The organism is Kitasatospora sp. NPDC004289, from assembly GCF_053602875.1.
The window spans coordinates 180,891-201,260 of the sequence record NZ_JBSGEL010000002.1; the positions used below are offsets into that span (position 1 = coordinate 180,891).

Below are 20,370 nucleotides of genomic sequence, written 5' to 3' on the forward strand. Positions count from 1 at the left end.
CCCGGTACCTCCTCGCCGATCGCCGCAGGCCGTCATGGCCATGATCTCAGCGGCGTCGGCCGACGTGTCCCCCGGGATGCCACGTCCCGGGGAACCCGTCGATCTCGCGCCAGGATCCGGGGACCCCGGCGAGGCGGAGCAGCAACGCCTCGCCGGCACCGGATCCGGGGCCATCACCACACATGGCGTCCCGGCCGGGGCCCCACCTCGTCTCACCGGCGCGCGGACGCACCGGTGTCCCCCGTGGTGGGACAAGTCACCTGTCCCGGGCTGCGGTTGCCCGGACGACCTTGGCGTGTTCCCAACCTTCACAGCAGGGGGGGCTGCGAACAAGGGGCGCCCGGCTGCAGGTTCCCGCAAGTGCAGGAACCTGCAGCCGGGCGCGGGCCCGGGACCTCCCGACGGTCCGTCAGGTGGACTGGACCGGTCCCAGCAGGCGGCCGTCCCGCAGCCCCGCCAGGGTGCGCACCGAGGCCACCGCCCAGGCCGTGACGAGCAGCAGGTAGAGCGCCACCGCGAGGCCGGTGAAGCCGTCGAACCCGGTGTGCCGGGCCAGGCCAGCGGCTCCGGTGACCAGGGTGCCGACCGGGAAGGTGAAGGCCCACCAGGTCATCGCGAAGGGCATCTCGGCCCGCAGCGCCCGCAGGTTGGCGGCCAGCGCCACGGCCAGCCAGAGCATCGCGAAGCCGATCGTGGAGACCCCGTAGAGGACCGCGAAGCCCACCGCGAAGGAGGCCAGTTCGGGGGCCGTGCCCTTGGCCGCGTCGGCCAGCTGGTTCACCGCGGTGGTGGACTGGCCGAGCGGGCCGAGCACCAGGAAGAGCGAGGGGGTCAGCACCAGCGCGGGCAGCTTGCTGTGCACCAGCCCGGCGAAGACCACCGGCAGCAGCACCAGGGTGGCCAGCAGACTGGCCCCGAAGAGCGCGTAGCAGCCGTACAGCATGGCCGGCCGCAGCCCCTCGGGCAGGTGCGGCACCAGCACCGGGCCGAGCGCGGCGGAGACCATCGGCGCCACCACGGGCAGCAGCCAGGTGGGGTTGGCCTCCAGCGGGGACAGCCGGTGCCGGGTGATCATCAGGTACGGGATGCCGAAGGCCACCACCACCGCGTACAGGGTGCCCACGGTCCACAGCACCAGGTCGGCGGCGAGCGCGGCCTGACCGCCGATCAGCCGGGAGCCGAGCACCTCGGTGCCGTAGCCGACCGCCAGCAGGGCCATCGGCGGGCAGCCGTAGAAGACGGCGGTGGCCGGGTTGTCCAGCAGCTGCTCGCGGGCCGCCTCGCGGTGCTTGGTGAAGTGCACCAGCCGCCCGGCCACCAGCACCAGCAGGGCCACCGCAGAGAGCGCCCAGACCGCCTCGCCGAAGCCGATCAGGCCCGGCAGGGCGAGCGGCAGCGCGGCGGCCCCGTTGGCCACGATGGCCGTGCCCATCACGGCGGCGTACCAGTTGGGGCCGAGCCGGGAGAGGTCGAGGCCGTAGCCGGCGAGGGTGCGGGGTGCGGTGATCGTGGCCATGCCTCCACGGTGCGCCCCGCGCACCGCCGCCGGTAGCGCGGCCGGATGGATGGCGGCATAGCCTGGCCCTATGGCCCTCTCCCCGCACGTCCCCGAACTCGGCGCCCTGGAACTGCTGCTCGCGGTGGCGAGACTCGGCAGCGTCGGACGGGCCGCGGCCGAACTGGGGGTCAGTCAGCCCGCCGCCAGCGCCCGGATCAAGGGCATGGAGCAGCAGATCGGCGTCCCGCTGCTGGACCGCTCCCCGCGCGGCTCCCGGCCCACCGAGGCCGGCCGGCTGGTGGTCGAGTGGGCCCGCAACGTGGTCGAGGCCGCCGAGGCCCTGGACGCCGGGATCGACGCCCTGCGCGGCCGCCGCGACTCCCGGCTCACCGTGGTCGCCAGCCTCACCGTCGCCGAGTACCTGATGCCCGGCTGGCTGCTCGCCCTGCACCAGGTCAGCCCCGACACCGCCGTCACCCTGCGCACCGCCAACTCCGCCGACGTCGCCGCCCACGTCCTCGGCGGCGACGCCGACCTCGGCTTCGTCGAGGGCCCGACCACCCCGCCCGGCCTGCACGGCGCGGTGGTCGCCGCCGACCGGCTGGTGGTCGTGGTCGCCCCCGGCCACCCCTGGGCCCGCCGCCGCAGCCCGCTCACCGGCACCGAACTGGCCGCCACCCCGCTGGTCCTGCGCGAGCCCGGCTCGGGCACCCGGGAGGTCTTGGAGCAGGCGCTCGCCCCGTACGGCGGCACCGCCGCGCCGCGGCTGGAGCTGGCCTCCTCGACCGCGCTCAAGGCCGCCGCGATGACCGGCGCCGGGCCGGTCTGCCTGAGCGAACTCGCCGTCACCGAGGAGCTCGCCACCGGCCGCCTGGTCGCCGTCCCGGTCGAGGGCGTGGACCTCCACCGGCCCCTCCGCGCCGTCTGGCCCGCCGGCCACCGCCCCGCCGGGCCCGCCCGGGAGCTGCTGGGACTGACACGCAAACGCTGACGCCCGGAAGGCAGCGACCCGGGGGCGCGGGGAACTGCGCGCAGGGGAACGGCACCACGTGCAACTGGCTCGCATGCCCCGATCCAACGCCGGTCCGCCTTCCGAACTCGCGCCCGCGCGGCGGAGCCGCACATCAGCAGAGCCCCGCGCCCCGGGGTGACCACCTACCAAAGCAAGGTTGAGCGCGCTAGACTCAACTTGTCGTACACCACTCGAGTCAAAGAGGAGCACGCCAGTAGTGGACGCCAGCAAGTTCACCAGCAAGACCCAGGACGCCCTGTCCGCCGCGATCCGACAGGCCAGCGCCGCAGGTAACCCGGACGTCAAGCCGGTGCACATCCTGCTGGCGCTGCTGGAGCAGCCGGAGGGCGTCGCCCGCCCCCTGCTCGAAGCGGTCGGCGCGGACGTCACCGCCGTCACCGCCGCCGCCAAGCGGCAGGCCACAGCCCTCCCCAGCGCCCAGGGCTCCACCGTCTCCGCCCCGCAGCTGGCCCGCGACACCCTCGCGGTGCTGACCGAGGCCGGCAAGCGGGCCGAGGACCTGGACGACCAGTACCTCTCCACCGAGCACCTGTTGGTCGGCCTGGCCGCCGAGGGCGGCCAGGTGGCCGAGCTGCTCAAGGACCACGGCGCCACTCCGAAGGCGCTGCTGGCCGCGTTCAAGGACGTCCGCGGCTCGGCCCGCGTCACCTCCGCCGACCCGGAGGGCACGTACAAGGCGCTGGAGAAGTACGGCACCGACCTGACCCAGGCGGCCCGCGACGGCAAGCTGGACCCGGTGATCGGCCGGGACCAGGAGATCCGCCGGGTGATCCAGGTGCTCTCCCGCCGGACCAAGAACAACCCGGTGCTGATCGGCGACCCGGGCGTCGGCAAGACCGCCGTGGTCGAGGGCCTGGCCCAGCGGATCGTCGCGGGCGACGTGCCCGAGTCGCTGCGCGGCAAGCGGCTGGTCTCGCTCGACCTGGGCGCGATGGTGGCCGGGGCCAAGTACCGCGGCGAGTTCGAGGAGCGGCTGAAGGCCGTCCTGAACGACATCAAGGCCAGCGACGGACAGGTCGTCACCTTCATCGACGAGCTGCACACCATGGTCGGCGCGGGCGCCGGCGGCGACTCCGCGATGGACGCGGGGAACATGCTCAAGCCGATGCTGGCCCGCGGCGAGCTGCGGATGGTCGGCGCGACCACGCTGGACGAGTACCGCGAGCGGATCGAGAAGGACCCGGCGCTGGAGCGCCGCTTCCAGCAGGTGCTGGTCGGCGAGCCGGGCGTCGAGGACACCATCGCCATCCTGCGCGGCCTGAAGGGCCGTTACGAGGCGCACCACAAGGTGCAGATCGCGGACGCCGCCCTGGTGGCCGCGGCCACCCTCTCCAACCGGTACATCACCGCCCGCTTCCTGCCGGACAAGGCCATCGACCTGGTGGACGAGGCCGCCTCCCGGCTCCGGATGGAGATCGACTCCTCCCCGGTCGAGATCGACCAGCTCCAGCGCTCGGTCGACCGGCTGCGGATGGAGGAGCTGGCGCTGGAGAAGGAGTCCGACCCGGCCTCGGTGGACCGGCTGGAGCGGCTGCGCCGCGACCTGGCCGACAAGCAGGAGCAGTTGAGCGCGCTCAACGCCCGGTGGGAGCAGGAGAAGAAGTCCCTCAACCGGGTCGGCGAGCTCAAGGAGCGCCTGGACGACCTGCACGGAGCGCTCGAACGCGCCCAGCGGGACGGCGACTTCGAGCGCGCCTCCAAGCTGATGTACGCCGAGGTGCCGGCCGCCGAGCGCGAGCTGGCCGAGGCCCAGCAGCACGCCAAGGACGAGGACGCCTCCGACTCGATGGTCAAGGAGGAGGTCGGCCCGGACGACGTGGCCGACGTGGTGGCCTCCTGGACGGGTATCCCGGCCGGCCGGCTGCTGGAGGGCGAGAGCGCCAAACTCCTGCGCATGGAGGAGGAGTTGGGCCGCCGCCTGATCGGCCAGAGCGAGGCCGTGGGCGCCGTCGCGGACGCCGTGCGGCGCACCCGCTCCGGCATCGCCGACCCGGACCGGCCGACCGGCTCCTTCCTCTTTCTCGGCCCCACCGGCGTCGGCAAGACCGAACTCGCCAAGGCCCTGGCCGACTTCCTCTTCGACGACGAGCGGGCCATGGTCCGGATCGACATGAGCGAGTACGGCGAGAAGCACTCGGTCTCCCGGCTGGTCGGCGCCCCGCCCGGGTACGTCGGCTACGAGGAGGGCGGCCAGCTCACCGAGGCGGTCCGCCGCCGCCCGTACAGCGTGGTGCTGCTGGACGAGGTCGAGAAGGCCCACCCCGAGGTCTTCGACGTGCTGCTCCAGGTGCTCGACGACGGCCGGCTGACGGACGGTCAGGGCCGGACGGTGGACTTCCGCAACGCCATCCTGATCCTCACCTCCAACCTGGGCAGCCAGTACCTGGTCGACCCGGCCACCCCGGAGGACCGGAAGAAGCAGCTGGTGCTGGACACCGTCCGCTCCGCCTTCAAGCCCGAGTTCCTCAACCGGCTCGACGACATCGTGGTCTTCGACCCGCTGGGCACCGCGGAGCTCAGCCGGATCGTCGACCTCCAGGTCGCCGCGCTCGGCGCCCGGCTGCGCGACCGCCGGCTCACCCTGGAGGTCACCCCGGCCGCCCGCGACTGGCTGGCGCTCACCGGCTACGACCCGGCCTACGGGGCCCGGCCGCTGCGCCGCCTGGTGCAGTCCGCGATCGGCGACCAGCTGGCCCGCGCCATCCTCTCCGGCCAGGTGCACGACGGGGACACCGTGGTGGTCGAGCAGGACGAGGCCGGCGACCGCCTGACGGTCCGCGCGCAGGCCCCCGGCACGGGCCTGCGGAAGTGATCCGGGGCGCCGCCGGAGCACGTTCGCCCAGGGAGTAGTGGAGTTCGCGGCCCGGGCCCGGTAGGCCCTGTGTCCCGGGCCGCGAATGAGGCAGGATGGGTCCCGGAAGGGCGGCCCCTCACAGTTCGCCACCTCCTCGTGCACTGAGAAAAGGACCCCCGATGAGCATCGACCCGTCGTCCATTCCCTCCTTCGGCGCCCCGCAGGGCGGCGGCCAGCCGGCCCCCCAGGGCCCGCCGCCGGTCGTCGTGCCGGACCAGGCCCTGGTCGGCCAGCTGCTGGACCAGATGCAGCTCAAGCACGTGGTCGACGAGGAGGGTGACCTCACCGCTCCCTGGGAGGGCTTCCGGGTCTACTACATGTTCCGCGGCGAGCAGAAGGAGCTCTTCGCGGTCCGTGCCTTCTACGACCGCGCCTACCCGCTCGAGGACAAGGGCGAGATCCTCGACCTCATCGACGAGTGGAACCGCGAGACCCTCTGGCCCAAGGTCTACACCCACACCCACGAGGACGGCGTGGTCCGCCTGATCGGCGAGTCCCAGATGATCGTCGGCACCGGCGTCAACCTGGAGTACTTCGTCACCACCACCGCCAACTGGACCCAGGCCGCAGTCGGCTTCGAGCAGTGGATCGTCGAGCGCCTCGGCCTCCAGAAGGAGATCGAGGAGGGCGAGGGCGGCGACGCCGCCGCCCCCACCGACGAGAGCTGATCCAGCGCTCCGGAAGGCCCGTCTCCCCCGGGAGGCGGGCCTTTCCCGTACCCGCAGGGCGTCCCCTTGCCCCGCCCCTCCCCCGCCGCGAGGATGGCCCCGATTTCCACGAACCGTGAGGAGCACCTGATGGGTACGAGGCCGCTGCTGAACCGCAGTCTGGCGGGCATGGGGACGACGATCTTCGCGGAGATGTCCGCCCTCGCCGTCACCACCGGTTCGATCAACCTCGGGCAGGGCTTCCCGGACACCGACGGCCCGGCCGAGATCGCCCGGGCCGCGGCCGATGCCGTGCTGACCGGGAAGGGCAACCAGTACCCGCCCGGCCCCGGGATCCCCGAGCTCCGCCACGCGATCGCCGAGCACCAGCAGCGGCTCTACGGCCTGTCCTACGACCCCGACCGCGAGGTGCTGGTCACGGCCGGCGCGACCGAGGCGATCGCCGCCTCGCTGCTCGCCCTGCTGGAGCCGGGCGACGAGGTGATCGCGATGGAGCCGTTCTACGACTCCTACGCCGCCTGCATCGCGATGGCCGGCGCCACCCGGGTGCCGCTCACCCTCCGCGCCCCGGACTTCCGCCCCGACCTGGACGGGCTCCGCGCCAAGGTCACCCCGCGCACCCGGCTGCTGCTGATCAACACCCCGCACAACCCGACCGGCACCGTCCTGACCGCCGACGAGCTCCGCGCGATCGCCGAACTGGCCGTCGAGCACGACCTGTTGGTGGTCACCGACGAGGTCTACGAGCACCTGGTGTACGGCCCCGCCGCCCACCACCCGATCGCCGCCCTGCCCGGCATGCGCGAGCGCACCGTCTCGATCTCCTCGGCCGGCAAGACCTTCTCCTTCACCGGCTGGAAGGTCGGCTGGGTGACCGGCTCCCCCGAGCTGGTGGCCGCCGTCCGCACCGCCAAGCAGTACCTCACCTTCGTCAGCGCGGGCCCGTTCCAGTACGCCGTGGCCGACGCGCTCCGCCTGCCCGACGCCTACTTCGACGGCTTCCGGAGCGACCTGCTGCGCAAGCGCGACCTGCTCGCCGACGGCCTGGCGGCGGCCGGCTTCGAGGTCTACCGCCCGCAGGGCACCTACTTCATCACCACCGACATCACCCCGCTCGGCGAGACCGACGGCCTGGAGTTCTGCCGCAAGCTGCCCGAGCGCTGCGGCCTGGTGGCGATCCCGAACGCGGTGTTCTACGACGACCCCGAGGCCGGCCGCAGCCAGGTCCGCTGGGCCTTCTGCAAGAAGGACGAGGTCCTGGAGGAGGCCGTCACCCGTCTGCGCAGGCTCTGACGGCCCCTCACCGTGCGCCCCAGCGCACGAGGGTGGTGAACGGCGCACGCTCCGGTGAAGGGGGCGCGCGCCGTTCAGAGTCGTGCACCGGGTTGATCACACCAGGGTAGAGGGTGTAGCCAGAACGGTGAATGCCGGGCAAAGCTGGGTAAATCCCTGACGGACCCGGAGAATTCGTGCTTCTCTGCTGCTGAATCTCCAGCCGGAATCCTTCCTTCCACGGTCGGCCGCGCCACGGACCGCACAGCTTCGAACAGCCCCGACGCCAACGCCGGGCCGGAGGCTGACGGCGGGCGCGCACGGAGCTGAAACGCGGAGCCCAGCATGCTCACCACACTGCAGACCTCCTACACGGACACCCGAGCCGGTGACCTGGCCTGGTGCCTGGGCGGCAGTCCGCTGCCCGCGCTCGCCGTGCGGGACCTGAGACTCGACCGCATCGGCAGCACGCCGCCCGGTCGGCTCGCCGGCGGGACGCTGCAACTCAGGCTGCTCGGGGCCTCCCACCAGGTGATCCTGGCGGCCGGCCCCGGTGAGTGCCTGGAGACGGTGGCCTGCCTGCCGGGCCGTCAGACCCCGCTGCCCGCCCGGGTGGCCAAACAGGTCGGCGGCTGGGAGTACGAGTTCGCGGCCCGGATCGAGGAGCTCTCCCCGCACGTCTTCGCGGCCCGGGCGCAGGAGCTGCTCGCCCTGGTCGAGGGCCACCCGTACGCGCTGGCCGGGGTCTTCCCCGGGGACCCGAGCGCCTTCACCGCGCTGGTCGCGCACGGCGACGAGCAGCGGGTCCTCTGGCGGACCTGGCACGCCTACCCGCAGGAGGGCCGGCTGGTCTGCACCCGGTCCTCGTTGACGGTCTTCGCAAACGCGTCCGAGCCGGACCGTCCGACAGGTAGCCCATGGTGATGAAACGTCAATTCTCTGCACCGTCAAGTCCGTCGAATGGGTGCAGCGGTCGGCCGCTCGCCTCGCCTAGCGTTTGTTCGTGATCAACCATCCACCGGGCCCACCCCTCAGTCCGCTCCCCGCACCCGACGACCCGGCCGGTCTGGCCGTGATCGGGGCGAGCGCGGTCCGGGCCCGGGACGCCGCCCGCCCGGTGCCGCTGCGCGGCCGGGCCCGGGCGGCCCGGCTGCTGGTGCTGCTCGCGGCCTTCGTCTGCGCCGCCTGCGGCCTGGTGTACGAACTGGAGCTGGTCGCCCTCGGCGGCCAGCTCCTCGGCGACACCACCACCCAGACCTCGGTGGTGCTCTCCGTGATGGTCTTCGCGATGGGCGTCGGCTCGCTGCTCGCCAAACGGCTCACCCGCCGACCCGCCGCCTCCTTCGCCCTGGTCGAGTGCGCACTGGCCCTCACCGGCGGCACCTCCGTGCTCCTCCTCTACTGGGCCTGGGCCCGCCTGGACCACCACGGGGCGACGCTCGCCGGGGTGGTCGTCGCCACCTTCCTGATCGGTGTGCTGATCGGCGCCGAGATCCCGCTGCTGATGACCCTGATCCAGCGCATCCGCCGGGAGGACGCCGGCCGCGCCGCCGCCGACCTGTTCGCCGCCGACTACGTCGGCGCGCTGGTCGGCGGGCTGGCCTTCCCCTTCGTCCTGCTCCCCCAGCTCGGCCAGAGCACCGGCGCCCTGCTCACCGGTGCGGTCAACGCCGTCGCCGGGGCCGCCGTGGTGCTCCGGCTGTTCCGTGACGAGGTGTCACCCCGCACCCGGGTCCTGCTCTGGGCCGGCTGCGGCCTGGTGCTGCTCGCCCTCGCCGTCGCCGCCGCCTGCACCGACGCCATCGAACGCGCCGCCCGCCAGGCCATCTACGGCGCCCAGGTCCGCCTCGCCCTGCACGGCCGGCTCCAGGAGATCGTCCTCACCGGCGACGCCGACCCCACCGCCGTCTCCGCCGTCGGCTCCGCCACCCGGGTCCCGCCCCAGCGCGGGCCGTTGGAGCTCTACCTCGACGGACGGCTCGCCGTCTGCGGCCCCGACGAGTACCGGGAGCACGAGGCCCTCGCCCACCCCGCCCTCGGCGGCGGCCCCGCCGGGCGGGTCCTGCTGCTCGGCGGCGGCGACGGCCTCGCCCTGCGCGAGGTGCTGCGGCACCCGACGGTCCGCTCCGTGGTGCTGGTCGAACCCGACCCCGTCCTGGCCGACCTGGCCCGGCACGACCCGGCCCTCGCCGCCCTCGGCGAGCACTCGCTGGCCGACCCCCGGGTCCGGCTGGTGACGGGCGAGCCGCTGCGGTGGCTGCGCGGGGCCGACGGGTCGTACGACGTGGTGCTCAGCGAGCTGCGCGGGCGGCCGTACGACACCCAGGAGTTCTACGGGCTGGCCGCGCGGCTGCTGGCCCCCGGCGGGCGGATCGCCGTCCGGGCCGAGGAGCTCTGGCCGGCCGAGGCCACCCTCCGGGCGGCCGGGCTGCGGACCGCCCCCTACCCCGCGGCCGACGGCCCCCGCCACTGCCCGCGCGGCCCCGGCACCCCCGCCACCTTCGTCCTCGCCGCCCGCACCCCGCCCGCCCTCACCCTCACCGCCCCCACCCGCTCCCTCACCCCCGACCGCCTCCGCACCTCCGCCGCCGCCCTCGCCACCGCCCGCCCCGACCCCCTCCCCGCCCCGCGCACCCTCCTCGGCTGATCCGCGGAGCGGCCCGCAGGGGCGCGAGGAACTGCGCGAGTACGGAAGGCGGACCAGTGCTGGGTCGGGTCAGCCGAGCCAGTTGCACGTGCTGCCGTTCCCCCGCGCGCAGTTCCCCGCGCCCCCGGCATCACCACGTACATCCGCCGCGGCCCCCGATCGGACCTGGTGCGCGCAGCCTCTGCTCGACCGCCACCCCGGGTGGGTAGGCTCGACGGCATGGAGCATGAGGTTGTCGTCCAGCTGCCCGCCGCCACCGTCCAGGAGGCCCTGCGGGACCAGGAGCTGGTGTCCCGCTGCGTCCCCGGGCTGACCACCGACGAGGAGCCGGGCGGCGCCGCCCGGCTGCGTCTGCGGATCGGCGGCTCGACCATCACCTACCGCGGCGAGCTCTCGCTGATCGAGGGCCGCGAGGGCGTGCTGACCGTCCTGGCGGAGGGTCAGGAGGCGCGCGGCACCGGCGAGGTGACCGCCACCGTCCGCCTCTCGGTGCAGCCCACCGCCGAGGACGACGAGAAGTCCTGCACCCTCCGCTTCACCGGTGACCTGTCCGCCACCGGCCGCCTCACCGAGTTCGACGCCGCCACCCTGGGCACCACCGGCCGCCGTCTGCTGGACCGCTTCGCGGCCGAGCTCGCGGCCGAGCTGAGCGGGGCCGAGCCTCCGGAGGCCACCGTGGTCTACCTGGAGGACCACGCGGCCGGCTTCGGCGCCGACCTGGACGACGACCTCTCCGACCTGATCGCCTTCACCGAGGACGACCTCCCCGCGGACGCCGTCCTCCCCGAACCCACCGCCGCCGAGCCGGAGCGGCAGGCCGAGCCGGAGCCCGCGTTCGACTACCTGGCCGACCCGGCCGCCGCCTCCGGCCCGGTCCGCCGCAGCATCGTCGGCCGTTCGGCCGAGGAGGTGGACCACGCCCCGCCGCGCGGCCGCTACGCCCCGGCCCTGCCGGCCCGCAGCGCGCGGGCCCGGGCGGCCAGCCGCTGGGGCGGCCCGGAGGTGGTCGCCGCGAGCGACCGGAACCCGCTGCCCTGGGTGATCGGCGGCGGCGCGGTGCTGCTCGGCGGCGCGGTGGTCCTGGTCCGCGCCCTGCGCAGGCGCTGACCGGAGTCCGCGTACCGCGCCCGTAGACTGACTGTCCATGAGCAACGACCGCGACGCCCTGCTGGCGCAGATCAAGGACAAGGCCGTCGTGCACGGCAAGGTCACCCTCTCCTCCGGCAAGGAGGCCGACTACTACGTCGACCTCCGCCGGATCACCCTGGACGCCGAGGCCGCCCCGCTGGTCGGCTCGGTCATGCTGGACGCCTCCGCGCACCTGGAGTACGACGCGGTCGGCGGCCTGACCCTGGGCGCCGACCCGGTGGCCGCCGCGATGCTGCACGCCGCCGCCGCCCGCGGCCGGAAGCTGGACGCCTTCGTGGTCCGCAAGGCGGGCAAGGCGCACGGCCTGCAGCGCCGGATCGAGGGCCCGGACGTGAAGGGCCGCCGGGTGCTGGCGGTCGAGGACACCTCCACCACCGGCGGCTCGGTGCTGACCGCCGTCGAGGCGCTCCGCGAGGCGGGCGCCGAGGTGGTCGGCGTCGCGGTGATCGTCGAGCGCGGCGCGGCCCCGGCCATCGCCGAGGCGGGCCTGGAGTACGTCACCGCCTACGACCTGGACGACCTGGGTCTCTGACGGACGACCACATGACGGTGGCCCGCCGCTCCACGTGTTTCACGTGAAACGGCGGGCCACTCGCGCGTGACGGGGGATCAGCCCTTGCGGTGCCGGCCGTTGCCGGTCGCCTCGGCCGGGGCCTGCTCGGCGGTGGCAGCGCCCGCCTTCTTCTTCTTGCGCTCGCGCCAGACCTCGATGAAGACCGGGGAGAGCGAGACCAGGATGATCAGCAGCATCGCCGGGATCAGGTACTTGTCGATCACGGGCGCCAGCTGGTCACCGGTGAAGTAGCCGATCAGCAGCATGGACTCGGTCCACAGCAGGCCGCCGATCACGTTCCAGACGAAGAAGGTCTTGGCCGGCATCTCCAGCACGCCCGCGACCGGGTTCAGGAAGGTCCGCACGATCGGGATGAAGCGGGCCAGCACCACGGCCTTGGCCGGGCCGAACTTGTCGAAGTACTCCTCGGCCTTCACCACGAACTCGCGGCGGAAGATCTTCGAATCCGGCTTGTCGAACATCTTGGGCCCGACCTTGACCCCGAACAGGTGCCCCAGCTGGGCCCCGGCGATGGCGCAGAGCGGGGCACCGATCAGCAGGGCCGCGATCGACATCTGCGCCCCCTCCCCGAGCACCTTCTCGGCGGCGCTGGAGGCGGCCACGCCGGCCAGGATGAGCAGCGAGTCGCCCGGGAAGAAGAACCCGACCAGCAGGCCGGTCTCGGCGAAGATGATCGCCAGGATGCCGATCACACCGACCGATGCGACGAGCGATTTGGCGTCGAGCAGATTGACGGCGAGCTGGTTGTAGTCCACGGGCGCAGGATAGCGCCCCGCCCTTACGGGGGGCTGAAGGTCCCTCCCGCCCCGGGGACCTCCGACCCCTCTCCCGACACCGTCCGTCCCAACCAGCGGGCCCATGGGTGTCTCCGGGGGTCGAGTCTGGGAAGATGGCACAGGTGTCCGGCCCGCGGTCGCACCCACCCTCAGTGCACACCGCGACGGACTCCGTCGAACCGGGGTACCGGAGCCGCACCGCAGAGCCGCGACGGCAGCCGGCACCGCGCGTCGTACCGAAGGCGTACCGAGCGTCGGACAGGTCGTCCGTACGCCGAGCACCGACAGGAGCGAATTCGCATGCCCATCGCAACTCCCGAGGTCTACAACGAGATGCTCGACCGGGCCAAGGCGGGCAAGTTCGCCTACCCGGCCATCAACGTCACCTCGTCGCAGACGCTGCACGCCGCCCTGCGCGGCTTCGCCGAGGCCGAGAGCGACGGCATCATCCAGATCTCGACCGGTGGCGCGGAGTTCCTCGGCGGCCAGCACAGCAAGGACATGGTCACCGGCGCGGTCGCGCTGGCCGAGTTCGCCCACATCGTGGCGGCCAAGTACGACATCACCGTCGCGCTGCACACCGACCACTGCCCCAAGGACAAGCTGGACGCCTACGTCCGCCCGCTGATCGCGGTCTCCGCCGAGCGCGTGGCCCAGGGCCGCAACCCGCTCTTCCAGTCGCACATGTGGGACGGTTCGGCCGAGACCCTGGCCGACAACCTGGCCATCGGCCAGGAGCTGCTGGCCCAGGCCGCCGCCGCGAAGATCATCCTCGAGGTCGAGATCACCCCGACCGGCGGCGAGGAGGACGGCGTCACCCACGAGATCAACGACGAGCTCTACACCACGGTGAACGACGCCGTCCGCACCGCCGAGGCGCTCGGCCTGGGCGAGAAGGGCCGCTACCTGCTGGCCGCCTCGTTCGGCAACGTGCACGGCGTCTACAAGCCGGGCAACGTCGTGCTGAAGCCGGAGCTCCTGCGCGACCTGCAGGACGAGATCGGCAAGCAGTACGGCAAGCAGGACCCGTTCGACTTCGTCTTCCACGGCGGCTCCGGCTCCACCGCCGAGGAGATCGCCACCGCGCTGGAGAACGGCGTCGTGAAGATGAACCTCGACACCGACACCCAGTACGCCTTCACCCGCCCGGTGGTGGCGCACATGTTCAGCAACTACGACGGTGTGCTGAAGGTCGACGGCGAGGTCGGCAAGAAGAACACCTACGACCCGCGCACCTGGGGCAAGCTGGCCGAGGCCGGCATGGCCGCCCGCGTGCTCGAGGCCGCGCAGCAGCTGCGCTCGGCCGGCAAGCGCATCAAGTAAGGCGCACCGGAACGACGGAGCCCCGGCCCTCCAAGGGCCGGGGCTCCCGCGCGTCCGACGACCACCGCGTCGGCAGGACTACTGCTTCAGCTCGGCGTAGGCCTCGGCGCTGCTGTCCTTGAGGAACTGCCAGCAGCGCTCGGCCTCCTCGGTCTCCTTGATCGACTCGGCGGCCCGGGCCAGCGCGGCCAGGCAGCGCAGGAAGCCCCGGTTGCCCCGGTGCTCCCACGGCACCGGGCCGTGGCCCTTCCAGCCCGCCCGCCGCAGCGAGTCCAGCCCGCGGTGGTAGCCGGTGCGGGCGTAGGCGTAGGACTCGACCACGCGGCCGGCGTCGTAGGCGTCGTCGGCCAGCATCGCCCAGGCCAGCGAGAAGGTCGGGAACGCGGCCGCCACCTGGGTCGGCGAGGCCGACTCCTCGCCCAGCATCCGGTAGGGCTGCTCGTCCTCGGTCAGCCTGGTCGGTTCGGGGCCTCCGAGGAGGTTCTGGTGAATACTCATGCCTGCCAGTCTGCCCGTTCGGCGGTACGGCTGTCGCCTCCCTCCCGGCTTCCCCACGGGTTCTGCCCGGGGCACCGCCGCCCGGGCACCACCGCCCGCCCCCGGCGGCACTCCGGTCGCGGGGAACCGCACCCGCGACGGGTATCGTCCTGAACGACAGTGCGACGAGTCCTGCCAGGCGACCAGAGAGCATCCGCAGTGCGATCCAACCCCAGGAGCACCCCGGCCCCCCGCGCTCGGCGCGCGGGTGCCCCCGCGCCGAGCCGACGGCGGGCCGCCGCCGCGCGGCGCCGGCAGCAGGCGGCCCGGCGGCGGCTGGTGCTGCTGGTGGGGCTGACCGGGGCGCTGGCCGTGCTCGGGATCGCCGCGTTCGACCTCGTCGGCTCCGACGGCGGGCCCTCCGCGCCCGCCACCACCCAGGCCCGGGCCGTCCCGGCCGCCGAGGGCTCCCCGGCCGCCCAGCCGCCCGCCCCCGCGCCCTCGCCCTCACCCACTCCCAGCCCCACCCCGACCGCGGTGGTCGAGAAGGGCAAGGGCACCTTCAGCACGGTGCGCGCCAACGGCCCGGTGGTCGGCAAGGGCGCGACCCTGCGCAAGTACAAGGTGGAGGTGGAGGACGGCATCGGCATCGACGCCGCCACCGCCACCGACCAGGTGCAGAAGATCCTGGCCGACAAGCGCGGCTGGACCGCCGACGGCAAGCACTCCTTCCAGCTGGTCGCCTCCGGCGCGGCCGACTTCGCGGTGAAGATCGCCTCCCCCGGCACCGTGGACGCGGTCTGCGCCAAGGCCGGCCTCGACACCGGCGGCGAGGTGAACTGCAACGTCGGCGGCGCCGTCATGGTCAACACCAAGCGCTGGACGGCCGGCTCCCCGCAGTTCAGCGGCCCGATCGAGGAGTACCGGGCCCTGATCGTCAACCATGAGGTCGGCCACTTCATCGGCCACGGCCACGAGGGCTGTTCCGGCGCCGGGAAGCCGGCGCCGGCGATGATGCAGCAGATCTACGGCCTGGAGGGCTGCGTCTCCAACGCCTGGCCGTACGGGGCGGACGGCAAGTACATCTCGGGCCCGCCCCGCAAGTGAGCTGACGCCGCCTCAGGCCGAGGGCACCGCCTCAGGCCGGGGGCACCGGATCAGCCCAGCACCGGGAGGTACGCCGAGAGGTCGCTGCGCTCGCCGCTGGCGGTCAGCTCGGCGGCGCCCTCGGCCTCGGCCCAGGAGGTGCGGCCGGTGGCCAGCCGGATCCAGGTGAGCGGGTCGGTCTCGACCACGTTGGGCGGGGTGCCGCGGGTGTGGCGGGGGCCCTCGACGGCCTGGACGACGGCGAACGGCGGGATCCGCAGCTCGACCGCGCCGCCGGGCACCCGGTGGGCGAGGGCGTCGGCCAGCAGGCGGGTGACGGCGGCCAGTGCCTGCCGGTCGTGCGGGAAGGCGGGCAGCTCCAGCGCGGCCGCCAGGTCGTCCGCGTGCACCACGGTCTCGACCAGCCGGGTGACCAGGAAGTCGGTAACCAGGATCGGGCCGAAGCGGATCACGAAGCGGCGGGCCGGGTCGGCCGCCTCGGGCCGGTCCAGGGTGGCGAGCAGCAGGTCGCAGGCGGCGTCGAACTCCTTGGCCACCTCGGCCGGGGAGCCCGCGAAGGCGCCCTCGGCGTGCTCGATCACGGCGGCCGAGATGGCCTCCGCGGCGGTCCTGGTCAGGCCGGGCCACTCGACCAGCGGGATGGCGGCCCCGGCGGGCACCGGCTCGTCCAGGTGCCGGGGCAGCCAGTCCAGGCAGAAGCCCAGGTGGGCGACGAGCTGACGGACGTTCCACTCCCCCAGCCGGGTCGGCCGGGCCAGCAGCTCCTCGGCGTCCGGCCGGGCGCACAGCTCGCTGACGGCGGCGCGCAGCGCCTCGGTCTGCCCGGCCAGCGCGGCCCGCACCTTGGCGGGGTCGTAACTGCGGGCCTTCTTCGCGGAGTTCGCCATTGCGCGAGCGTACAGCGAAGGGGCGGCCCGACCGGGCCGCCCCTTCACCAGGTGAGACGCCGTCAGGCGAGCAGCGCCTCGATCACACCGGTGTGCGCGTCCTTCAGCTCGGCCAGCGAGACCTCGAACTGGCCCTGGACCTCCAGGACGTCACCGTCGACCACGCCGATCCGGGTGGCGGGCAGGCCACGGGCGCCGCACATGTCGTTGAACCGGAGCTCCTCGCTGCGCGGCACGGCGACCACGGCGCGGCCGGCCGACTCGGAGAACAGGAACACGAACGGGTCCATGCCCTCGGGGACCACGACGCGCGCGCCGTTGCCGCCCTTGAGGCAGCTCTCCACCAGGGCCTGGCCCAGGCCGCCGTCGGAGAGGTCGTGGGCCGCGTCGACCATGCCGTCCCGGGAGGCGGCGATCAGGATCTCGCCGAGCAGGCGCTCGCGCTCCAGGTCCAGCTTGGGCGGCAGGCCGCCGAGGTGGCCGTGCACGACCTCGGTCCAGGCCGAGCCGCCGAGCTCGTCCTCGGTGTCGCCGAGCAGGTAGAGCAGCTGCCCCTGCTCGCCGAAGCCGATGGGCGTGCGGCGGGTGACGTCGTCGATGACGCCGAGCACCGCGACCACGGGGGTCGGGTGGATGGCGACCTCGCCGGTCTGGTTGTACAGCGAGACGTTGCCGCCGGTGACCGGGGTGCCGAGCACCAGGCAGGCGTCGGCCAGGCCGCGGGTCGCCTCGGCGAACTGCCACATCACGTCCGGGTCCTCGGGGGAGCCGAAGTTGAGGCAGTCGGAGACGGCGAGCGGCTTGGCGCCGCCGGCCGCGACGTTGCGGTACGCCTCGGCCAGGGCCAGCTGGGCACCGGTGTACGGGTCCAGCTTGGCGAAGCGGCCGTTGCCGTCGGTGGCGACCGAGACGCCGAGGTTGGTCTCGTCGTCGATCCGGATCATGCCGGAGTCCTCGCCGTGCGAGAGCACGGTGTTGCCGAGCACGTAGCGGTCGTACTGGTCGGTGATCCAGGACTTGGAGGCCTGGTTCGGCGACGAGGCCACGGCCAGCAGGGCCGCCTTGAGCTCCTCGCCGTTGGCCGGGCGGGCCAGCCGCTCGGCGGTCGGCGCGTCGGCCTGCAGCGCGTCCTGCCAACTCGGCCGCGCGAACGGGCGGTTGTAGGTCGGGCCGTCGTGCGCGACGGAGCGCGGCGGCACGTCCACGACCTGCTCGCCGTGCCAGAAGATCTCCAGGCGCTCGCCCTCGGTCACCTCACCGATGACGGTGGCGATGACGTCCCACTTCTCGCAGATCTCCAGGAAGCGGGCGACCTTCTCGGGCTCGACGATGGCGCACATGCGCTCCTGCGACTCGCTCATGAGGATCTCCTCCGGCGAGAGCGTGTTGTCGCGCAGCGGCACGGTGTCCAGCTCGATCCGCATGCCGCCGGAGCCGGCCGAGGCCAACTCCGAGGTGGCGCAGGAGAGTCCGGCGCCGCCGAGGTCCTGGATGCCGAGCACCAGCTTCTCGGCGAAGATCTCCAGGGTGCACTCGATGAGGAGCTTCTCCTGGAACGGGTCGCCGACCTGGACGGCGGGCCGCTTGGTGGGCTTGGTGTCGTCGAAGGTCTCGGACGCGAGGACCGAGACGCCGCCGATGCCGTCACCGCCGGTGCGGGCTCCGTACAGGATGACCTTGTTGCCGGCGCCGCTGGCCTGCGCGAGGTGGATGTCCTCGTGCTTCATCACGCCCACGCAGAGCGCGTTGACCAGCGGGTTGCCCTGGTAGCAGGAGTCGAAGACGACCTCGCCGCCGATGTTCGGCAGGCCCAGGCAGTTGCCGTAGCCGCCGATGCCCGCGACGATCCCGGGCAGCACGCGCCGAGTGTCCGGGTGGTCGGCCGCACCGAAGCGCAGCGGGTCCATCACGGCGACCGGGCGGGCGCCCATCGCCAGGATGTCGCGGACGATGCCGCCGATGCCGGTGGCCGCGCCCTGGTAGGGCTCGATGTACGAGGGGTGGTTGTGCGACTCGACCTTGAAGGTCACCGCGTAGCCCTGGCCCACGTCGACCACGCCGGCGTTCTCGCCGATGCCGACCAGCATCGCGTCGCTGTCCGGCTTCTTCTCGCCGAACTGCTTGAGGTGCACCTTGGAGCTCTTGTAGGAGCAGTGCTCGGACCACATGACCGAGTACATCGCCAGCTCGGCGCCGGTGGGACGGCGGCCGAGGATCTCCCGGATCTTGGCGTACTCGTCTTCCTTGAGCCCGAGTTCGGCCCAGGGCTGCGCGGAGTCCGGGGTCTGCTCGGCGTTCTTGACGGTGTCGAGGGACATCAGGCGTTCACCAGCTGCTTCAGGACGGAGGTGAAGAAGCCCAGGCCCTCGATGGTCGGGCCCGTGAGCGGCTCCACGGCGTGCTCGGGGTGCGGCATCAGGCCGACGACATTGCCCGCCGCGTTGGTGATGCCGGCGATGTCGCGGTACGAACCGTTCGGGTTCAGGTCCAAGTACCGTGCCACGACGCGGCCTTCGGCCTCCAGCTGGTCCAGCACGCGCTCCTCGGCGACGAACCGGCCCTCGCCGTTCTTGAGCGGCACGACGATTTCCTGGCCCTCGGAGTAATCCTTGGTCCAGGCCGTCCCGGCGTTCTCGATCCGGAGCTTCTGGTCGCGGCAGATGAAGTGCAGCGAGTCGTTCCGGGTGAGCGCACCGGGCAGCAGGTGCGATTCGCAGAGCACCTGGAAGCCGTTGCAGATACCGAGGACCGGCATTCCCAGCTTGGCCTGCTCGATGATGCTGTCCATCACCGGGGAGAAGCGGGAGATGGCGCCGCAGCGCAGATAGTCACCGTAGGAGAATCCGCCCGGCAGGACGACGGCGTCGACCTGGTGGAGATCCTTGTCACGGTGCCAGAGGGCGACCGGCTCGGCGCCGGCCAGGCGGACCGCGCGCTGCGCGTCGCGGTCGTCGAGCGAGCCCGGGAAAGTGACGACGCCAACGCGGGTGGTCACTTGCCCTCCTCCTCGATCCGGACGGTGAAGTCCTCGATCACGGTGTTCGCGAGGAAGGTCTCGGCGGCTTCGCGGATCTTGGCGAGCGCGGCCTCGTCGACCGGACCCTCCAGCTCCAGTTCGAAACGCTTGCCCTGACGGACATCGGCGATCCCGGCGAATCCGAGCCGGGGCAGTGCACGCTGCACCGCCTGGCCCTGGGGGTCGAGGATCTCGGGCTTGAGCATGACGTCGACTACGACGCGAGCCACTGGCACTCCCGTTGGTGTGGTGCGTGAGGCGGGGGACCTCCAGACTACCGGGGCATTCGGGCGTGTTTGCGGGCCGGTCGGAGCGACGCGCGTAGACATACGCCCCTTACGCCACAAGGGTTCCAGGGCTCTCCACCGTCCCCGCCCTGTCCCTTTTCGGCCGTTATCGCGGCCCCTTGCGGACCGTCCGAATACCGGCACTACGGGACAGAACGACCAGCGCGATCCTCCGCTATCCCCGGTCCGACGAAGTCTCGTGAATATCCGGAAAAAGAAAGCGCAGCCCTTCGATTTCCCTCGCCTTTGGGTGCAGAATAGGGCCCACCGGTGACGGCGGGCGCTGCACATCAGCGCGGGTTCCTGCCTGCCCGGACGCGCTCGCGAATTGCCCGAGAGGATTGACACCCATGGCTCAGCGTGTAGTCGTCACGCTCTCCGACGACCTGGACGGCGGCGCCGCCGCGGAGACCGTCCACTTCGGTGTCGACGGGAAGTCGTACGAGATCGACCTGTCGCAGGACAACGCGGAGAAGCTCCGTGAGGCGCTCGCCCCGTTCGTCGCGGCGGGCCGTCGCCAGAGCCGCGCCGGAAAGTCCTTCCGCCGCACCGCTCTCACCCCGGACCCGGCCGCCGTGCGCGCCTGGGCGCAGTCCCGCGGCATGGACCTGCCCGCCCGCGGACGCATCCCCAAGAACGTCTACGAGCAGTTCGCCGAGAACAACTGACCTGCGGCGAAGGCCCCGTCGCCCCACTCCGACCGCCCCGGCGGAAAGGGTGGGGCGACCACTCCTTCCGATGGGGTAGAGTTCTTCCTGTCGCCGCAACCGGAGGGATCCGGAGAGGCGGCTGGTGGCCTGAC

The 20,370-nt window shown here is 72.8% G+C and carries 18 protein-coding genes; 11 read left to right on the top strand and 7 right to left on the bottom strand.

All coding sequences use genetic code 11. The features are described 5' to 3' along the window. Positions 1 to 409 precede the first annotated feature (409 nt). A complete protein-coding gene (locus tag ACWEPF_RS02300; RefSeq protein ID WP_452171040.1) occupies positions 410 to 1,516 on the bottom strand; it encodes a TDT family transporter in 1,107 nt (368 codons plus the stop codon). Positions 1,517 to 1,586: 70 nt separating this feature from the next. On the opposite strand from ACWEPF_RS02300, the gene ACWEPF_RS02305 reads away from it, so the two are divergent. The 8 genes from ACWEPF_RS02305 to pyrE all read left to right on the top strand — a co-directional run bounded on the left by ACWEPF_RS02305 (position 1,587) and on the right by pyrE (position 11,653). Next, positions 1,587 to 2,489, top strand: a complete 903-nt coding sequence (locus ACWEPF_RS02305; protein ID WP_345289961.1) for a LysR family transcriptional regulator — start codon at positions 1,587 to 1,589, stop codon at positions 2,487 to 2,489. A gap of 238 nt (positions 2,490 to 2,727) precedes the next feature. Next, positions 2,728 to 5,343, top strand: coding sequence for an ATP-dependent chaperone ClpB (clpB, locus tag ACWEPF_RS02310; RefSeq protein ID WP_452171041.1), 2,616 nt, complete (start codon positions 2,728 to 2,730; stop codon positions 5,341 to 5,343). A 161-nt stretch (positions 5,344 to 5,504) separates the two neighbouring features. Continuing rightward, positions 5,505 to 6,053: a type III secretion system chaperone family protein gene (locus ACWEPF_RS02315; RefSeq protein WP_345289963.1), complete on the top strand. Its 549-nt coding sequence runs from the start codon at positions 5,505 to 5,507 to the stop codon at positions 6,051 to 6,053. 129 nt (positions 6,054 to 6,182) lie between these two features. Continuing rightward, a complete protein-coding gene (locus ACWEPF_RS02320) occupies positions 6,183 to 7,346 on the top strand; it encodes a pyridoxal phosphate-dependent aminotransferase (protein WP_452171042.1) in 1,164 nt (387 codons plus the stop codon). 324 nt (positions 7,347 to 7,670) lie between these two features. Further along, on the top strand, positions 7,671 to 8,249 hold the full coding sequence (locus tag ACWEPF_RS02325) for a DUF2617 family protein (RefSeq protein ID WP_345289965.1): 579 nt from the start codon (positions 7,671 to 7,673) through the stop codon (positions 8,247 to 8,249). Positions 8,250 to 8,328: 79 nt separating this feature from the next. Beyond that, positions 8,329 to 9,972 carry a spermine/spermidine synthase domain-containing protein gene (locus ACWEPF_RS02330; RefSeq protein WP_452171043.1) on the top strand — a complete coding sequence of 548 codons (1,644 nt, stop codon included), beginning with the start codon at positions 8,329 to 8,331 and terminating at the stop codon, positions 9,970 to 9,972. Between the two features lie 219 nt (positions 9,973 to 10,191). Then, a complete protein-coding gene (locus ACWEPF_RS02335; RefSeq protein WP_452171044.1) occupies positions 10,192 to 11,079 on the top strand; it encodes an SRPBCC domain-containing protein in 888 nt (295 codons plus the stop codon). Between the two features lie 37 nt (positions 11,080 to 11,116). Beyond that, complete coding sequence (gene pyrE, locus ACWEPF_RS02340) at positions 11,117 to 11,653, top strand: orotate phosphoribosyltransferase (RefSeq protein WP_345289968.1); 537 nt, start codon at positions 11,117 to 11,119, stop codon at positions 11,651 to 11,653. A 77-nt stretch (positions 11,654 to 11,730) separates the two neighbouring features. Here the strand turns inward: pyrE and ACWEPF_RS02345 are convergent, their stop codons facing one another. Next, on the bottom strand, positions 11,731 to 12,450 hold the full coding sequence (locus ACWEPF_RS02345; RefSeq protein WP_452171045.1) for a DedA family protein: 720 nt from the start codon (positions 12,448 to 12,450) through the stop codon (positions 11,731 to 11,733). A 321-nt stretch (positions 12,451 to 12,771) separates the two neighbouring features. Here ACWEPF_RS02345 and fbaA point away from each other — a divergent pair, with 321 nt between their 5' ends. After that, the gene (fbaA, locus tag ACWEPF_RS02350; RefSeq protein ID WP_452171046.1) at positions 12,772 to 13,794 is read left to right on the top strand and encodes a class II fructose-bisphosphate aldolase; all 1,023 of its coding nucleotides are present in this window, start codon (positions 12,772 to 12,774) and stop codon (positions 13,792 to 13,794) included. Positions 13,795 to 13,872: 78 nt separating this feature from the next. Here the strand turns inward: fbaA and ACWEPF_RS02355 are convergent, their stop codons facing one another. Further along, complete coding sequence (locus ACWEPF_RS02355; RefSeq protein WP_345289971.1) at positions 13,873 to 14,292, bottom strand: DUF3151 domain-containing protein; 420 nt, start codon at positions 14,290 to 14,292, stop codon at positions 13,873 to 13,875. A 198-nt stretch (positions 14,293 to 14,490) separates the two neighbouring features. On the opposite strand from ACWEPF_RS02355, the gene ACWEPF_RS02360 reads away from it, so the two are divergent. Next, positions 14,491 to 15,378, top strand: a complete 888-nt coding sequence (locus ACWEPF_RS02360; RefSeq protein ID WP_345289972.1) for a DUF3152 domain-containing protein — start codon at positions 14,491 to 14,493, stop codon at positions 15,376 to 15,378. 50 nt (positions 15,379 to 15,428) lie between these two features. Here ACWEPF_RS02360 and ACWEPF_RS02365 read toward each other — a convergent pair whose 3' ends face one another. The 4 genes from ACWEPF_RS02365 to purS form a co-directional block, all read right to left on the bottom strand. Beyond that, on the bottom strand, positions 15,429 to 16,265 hold the full coding sequence (locus ACWEPF_RS02365; protein ID WP_452171047.1) for a sterol carrier family protein: 837 nt from the start codon (positions 16,263 to 16,265) through the stop codon (positions 15,429 to 15,431). Between the two features lie 62 nt (positions 16,266 to 16,327). Continuing rightward, positions 16,328 to 18,583, bottom strand: coding sequence for a phosphoribosylformylglycinamidine synthase subunit PurL (purL, locus tag ACWEPF_RS02370; RefSeq protein ID WP_452171048.1), 2,256 nt, complete (start codon positions 18,581 to 18,583; stop codon positions 16,328 to 16,330). Then, positions 18,583 to 19,260 (bottom strand): phosphoribosylformylglycinamidine synthase subunit PurQ, encoded by a 678-nt coding sequence (gene purQ, locus ACWEPF_RS02375; protein ID WP_452171049.1) that lies wholly within the window; start codon positions 19,258 to 19,260, stop codon positions 18,583 to 18,585. Before purQ ends, purL begins: the two co-directional genes overlap by 1 nt. Continuing rightward, on the bottom strand, positions 19,257 to 19,511 hold the full coding sequence (gene purS, locus ACWEPF_RS02380) for a phosphoribosylformylglycinamidine synthase subunit PurS (RefSeq protein ID WP_345289976.1): 255 nt from the start codon (positions 19,509 to 19,511) through the stop codon (positions 19,257 to 19,259). The genes purQ and purS overlap by 4 nt, the downstream gene beginning before the upstream one ends. A gap of 407 nt (positions 19,512 to 19,918) precedes the next feature. Here purS and ACWEPF_RS02385 point away from each other — a divergent pair, with 407 nt between their 5' ends. Then, positions 19,919 to 20,236, top strand: a complete 318-nt coding sequence (locus tag ACWEPF_RS02385; RefSeq protein ID WP_345289977.1) for a histone-like nucleoid-structuring protein Lsr2 — start codon at positions 19,919 to 19,921, stop codon at positions 20,234 to 20,236. Positions 20,237 to 20,370: the final 134 nt, after the last annotated feature.

What these genes read in the sequence shown, in the direction of transcription:
- ACWEPF_RS02300 (WP_452171040.1), bottom strand. Translation starts at nt 1,516, where the DNA reads ATGGCCACGATCACCGCACCCCGCACCCTCGCCGGCTACGGCCTCGAC.
- ACWEPF_RS02305 (WP_345289961.1), top strand. Translation starts at nt 1,587, where the DNA reads ATGGCCCTCTCCCCGCACGTCCCCGAACTCGGCGCCCTGGAACTGCTG.
- ACWEPF_RS02315 (WP_345289963.1), top strand. Translation starts at nt 5,505, where the DNA reads ATGAGCATCGACCCGTCGTCCATTCCCTCCTTCGGCGCCCCGCAGGGC.
- ACWEPF_RS02320 (WP_452171042.1), top strand. Translation starts at nt 6,183, where the DNA reads ATGGGTACGAGGCCGCTGCTGAACCGCAGTCTGGCGGGCATGGGGACG.
- ACWEPF_RS02325 (WP_345289965.1), top strand. Translation starts at nt 7,671, where the DNA reads ATGCTCACCACACTGCAGACCTCCTACACGGACACCCGAGCCGGTGAC.
- ACWEPF_RS02335 (WP_452171044.1), top strand. Translation starts at nt 10,192, where the DNA reads ATGGAGCATGAGGTTGTCGTCCAGCTGCCCGCCGCCACCGTCCAGGAG.
- pyrE (WP_345289968.1), top strand. Translation starts at nt 11,117, where the DNA reads ATGAGCAACGACCGCGACGCCCTGCTGGCGCAGATCAAGGACAAGGCC.
- fbaA (WP_452171046.1), top strand. Translation starts at nt 12,772, where the DNA reads ATGCCCATCGCAACTCCCGAGGTCTACAACGAGATGCTCGACCGGGCC.
- ACWEPF_RS02355 (WP_345289971.1), bottom strand. Translation starts at nt 14,292, where the DNA reads ATGAGTATTCACCAGAACCTCCTCGGAGGCCCCGAACCGACCAGGCTG.
- ACWEPF_RS02365 (WP_452171047.1), bottom strand. Translation starts at nt 16,265, where the DNA reads ATGGCGAACTCCGCGAAGAAGGCCCGCAGTTACGACCCCGCCAAGGTG.
- purL (WP_452171048.1), bottom strand. Translation starts at nt 18,583, where the DNA reads ATGTCCCTCGACACCGTCAAGAACGCCGAGCAGACCCCGGACTCCGCG.
- ACWEPF_RS02385 (WP_345289977.1), top strand. Translation starts at nt 19,919, where the DNA reads ATGGCTCAGCGTGTAGTCGTCACGCTCTCCGACGACCTGGACGGCGGC.